Consider the following 3,564-nt stretch of genomic DNA (forward strand, 5'->3'; position numbering starts at 1 on the left):
CGCTGTGTTTTTTCAAAGGAACCTCGACCATCGGTGATCCGATGGACGGGGTATCAACATATCTGGCGTTGACTTTTGGCACGCTGTTGAGTTCTCAAGGAACGGTCGCTTCCTTTGTACTCACCCTATCGGGCTTTCCTCCGGGCTTCCCTTCGGTATTTCCGACTCTATCAGATCTTTCCGATCCGATTTCCTCGGTGCTTTCCAGGTTCCCGCTTTCGCGTTTCCCTTTCCGGCGGTTCCGACTTTATCAGAACTCTTCGGCCGGTCTGACCGGCCACTCATTCTGAGTTAATCGGGAGGATGCTTCTTCCGAATGTCGGTAGCGACTTCTTGGAAGCCAGTAGAGTCTATCGGCCGCCACCGAACCTGTCCAGTTCTAGGCAACTGTTTAAATCTACCTCCCCACGCCATCCGTGTCAACGGCTGCTGCGGGATGAGAGGAGACTAGCAGCTCAGGAGGGTCGGACGCACATCAGGCGGCGGTGGGCACGGCGGAACTGCGGTCCGCCGCGTCGAGATCACCCGTCTCGCCCTCACGTACCGCGCGGCCCCCGAGGACGTAGACGTACGTCAGGAACGCCACCTCGGCCACGACACCGATGCCGATGCGGGCCCAGGTGGGCAGGCCAGACGGGGTGACGAAGCCTTCGATGCAGCCGGAGACGAACAGGACCAGGGCGAGGCCGATCGCCATGCCCACCGCGGCCCGGCCCTCCTCCGCGAGCGCGGCGCGCCGGGTGCGGGGACCGGGATCGACGAGGGTCCAGCCCAGGCGCAGTCCCGTACCCGCGGCGACGAAGACGGCGGTCAGTTCCAGCAGGCCGTGCGGCAGCACCAGGCCGAGGAAGGTGTCGAGGCGGCCGGCGGATGACATCAGGCCGAAGCCGACCCCGAGGTTGAGCATGTTCTCGAAGAGGATCCACAGCACCGGCAGGCCAAGGAAGACGCCCAGGACCAGGCAGAGCGCGGCCGCCTCGGCGTTGTTCGTCCACACCTGGGCGGCGAAGGCGGCCGCCGGATGGCTGGAGTAGTAGGTCTCGTACTCCCCTCCGGGACGGGTCAGCCGGCGCAGCTGGCCGGGCGCGGCGATGGAGGACTGCACCTCCGGGTGGGCGCCGATCCACCAGCCCAGCAGGATCGCGAGGGCCGTGGAGAGCAGCGCGGTCGGTATCCACCAGCGGCGCGTGCGGTAGACGGCGGCCGGGAAGCCCTGGCCCAGGAAGCGGGTCACATCGCGCCAGGAGGCGCTGCGGGTGCCGGTGACGGCGCTGCGCGCGCGGGCGACGAGCTGGCTGAGCCGTCCGGTCAGCTGCGGGTCGGGGGCGCTGGACTGGATGAGCGAGAGGTGGGTGGCGGTGCGCTGGTAGAGGGCGACGAGTTCGTCGGCCTCGGCGCCGTCGAGGCGGCGCCGACGGCGGAGCAGGGCGTCGAGGCGGTCCCATTCGGCTCGGTGTGCGGAGACGAAGACGTCCAGGTCCATCGGGTCTGCCTGCTCCTCGGCCGGTCGGCGACCGCTCGTCGTCGATGATCGTGTTTGCTGTCAGCTTGTCGTACTGGCGCGTGATGCGCCCACAGCTTGGCAGACTTGCCGCCCACGAGGGCGGACCAGGGGAAGGACGGGCGGGCATGAGCGAGCTGGTGACCGGTGAGGCGGTGGCGCTCGAACTGCTGCCCGCGAAGTTCCCGAGCAGGGCGTTGGCCGTGCTGCTCGACCTGGCGGCGGCGATGGTCGCGTACGTCGCGGTCACCATGGTGCTCGTGGTGACGACGTCCTCCCTGGACAGCGCCGCGCAGGCGGCGCTCGGGATCGCGACGTTCCTGTTGGTGCCGATCGGGGTGCCGATCGCGGTGGAGACGCTGAGCCACGGCCGCTCCCTGGGGAAGATGGCGCTGGGACTGCGCGTGGTGCGGGACGACGGCGGCCCGATCCGGTTCCGGCACGCGCTGGTGCGGGGCGCGATCGGTGCGGTCGAGATCGTCATGACGTTCGGCACGGTGGCGTCGATCGCGTCGCTGGTGTCGGCGCGGGGGCGGCGGCTCGGGGACGTGTTCGCGGGGACCCTCGTCGTGCGGGAACGGATCCCGGTGGCGCAGACCGGCCTCATCGCGCCTCCCCCGCCGCATCTGGCGCGGCGCTTCGCCGGTCTCGACCTGTCGGCGGTCCCGGACGGGCTGTGGCTGGCCGTACGGCAGTACCTGACGCGGATGCGGCAGTTGGATCCCGGTGTGGCCGGGGAGATGGCGCAGCGGCTCGCCGGTGATCTCGCGGCGCGTACGGGGGCTCCGCTGCCCGCCGATCTGCCGCCGGCCGTCTTCCTCGCCGCCGTGGTGCACGAGCGGCAGTCGCGGGAGTCCCGGCAGACCTTCGGCGCGGACGGTTCCGCACCGGGCGGGACCCCGGCCGGGGTTCGGGCGGGCGCGGAGCGGGAGGCGGAGGCCGGTGACCCGTCCGTGTACCGGGCCGCGACGCCGCCGGTCCCCCCGCGGTCGTCCGCCGTGCCGCCGGCCGCGCCGCCCCGGCGGGAGCAGCCGGGCGAGCGGCCGGCCACGGGGTTCGCGCCGCCCGCATAGGCCCCTGGGTGCGGCCGTGTCCCTTCGCCGCCCGCGCGGAGGGACGTGCGCACCCGCTCCTCAGCGGAACGTCGACGGCGGTGACTCCAGGTCCTCCAGCTCGATCCCCGGCGCTGCCAGAACCACGTCGCCGGCGATGTGGACGGAGTGCTGTTCGCCCGTGTCCAGGACGCTGACCTGGTATTCCTCCACGATCAGGGGGCCGTTGTCAGTGGCGTGTGCTTCGCTGTCCACCAGTGCCCAGGACTGGTCCACGGTGCGGGGGGCGAGGACCGGGTCCGTGAAGGCGACGAGTCGTACGCGGGTCGCGGAGGAGGGGGTGAGGCGCAGGAGGCGAGCGGTGGCCACGAGGAACGCGGGGGACGTGCCGGTGAAGGCGTGGGCGCGCGCATTGCCTTCGGTGGCATGGGTTCCGGTGGGGTCGGTGCGAACCCAGGTGACGCCGTCGAGGGCGGCACCGCGCACCTGCCAGCCACCCGCGTGCAGTTCGAGGCGGATGGGGCGGCCGAGGTCGTCCAGGGCGAGGTCGACCGAGCCGCGGTCGTCGCCGGCGGGGGTCGTCAGCCGTGAGACGTAGCGCCAGCCGGACGGGCCGGGGGCGCACTGGAAGTGTTCTTCTCCGAGGGGGGTGTGATCGTGCGGATCGTGGAGCGAATAGCGGCCGCGGGGCATGGGGGTCCTGGGTCGTGACGGGCTCGGGTCGTCGCCGCGGTACGTCGGTCCGGGGGGCGTGAGCGCCGGACGGGCGCGGGAAGGGCCGGACCGGACCGGCCGAAAGGGGCAGGCCCCCGGCACGGGGGTGCGGGGGCCTGCCTCTGCGGACGCGGACCTGGCCGAGACGCGGTGACGCGGCTCGGGGGCGGTCAGTAGCGGTAGTGGTCCGGCTTGTACGGGCCGTCGACCTCCACGCCGATGTACGCGGCCTGCTCCGGACGCAGCGTCGTCAGCTTGACGCCGAGGGCGTCGAGGTGGAGGCGGGCGACCTTCTCG

At 71.4% G+C, this 3,564-nt stretch carries 5 protein-coding genes; 2 read left to right on the forward strand and 3 right to left on the reverse strand.

The features are described from left to right. A partial coding sequence (locus tag QSK45_RS37895; protein ID WP_285563505.1) for a hypothetical protein occupies positions 1-290 on the forward strand: 290 nt, incomplete at its 5' end. A gap of 185 nt (positions 291-475) precedes the next feature. On the opposite strand, the gene QSK45_RS37900 is transcribed toward QSK45_RS37895, so the two are convergent. After that, positions 476-1,483, reverse strand: coding sequence for a stage II sporulation protein M (locus QSK45_RS37900; protein WP_285563506.1), 1,008 nt, complete (start codon positions 1,481-1,483; stop codon positions 476-478). A gap of 146 nt (positions 1,484-1,629) precedes the next feature. Here QSK45_RS37900 and QSK45_RS37905 point away from each other — a divergent pair, with 146 nt between their 5' ends. Next, the gene (locus QSK45_RS37905; protein WP_285563507.1) at positions 1,630-2,574 is read left to right on the forward strand and encodes an RDD family protein; all 945 of its coding nucleotides are present in this window, start codon (positions 1,630-1,632) and stop codon (positions 2,572-2,574) included. Between the two features lie 60 nt (positions 2,575-2,634). On the opposite strand, the gene QSK45_RS37910 is transcribed toward QSK45_RS37905, so the two are convergent. After that, entirely contained in the window at positions 2,635-3,246 is a 612-nt protein-coding gene (locus tag QSK45_RS37910) for a hypothetical protein (protein ID WP_285563508.1), read from the reverse strand. Positions 3,247-3,437: 191 nt separating this feature from the next. After that, a partial coding sequence (locus QSK45_RS37915) for an adenosylhomocysteinase (RefSeq protein WP_285563213.1) occupies positions 3,438-3,564 on the reverse strand: 127 nt, incomplete at its 5' end.

Source organism: Streptomyces hygroscopicus subsp. hygroscopicus (assembly GCF_030269125.1).
GTDB classification, from domain to species: domain Bacteria; phylum Actinomycetota; class Actinomycetes; order Streptomycetales; family Streptomycetaceae; genus Streptomyces; species Streptomyces hygroscopicus_C.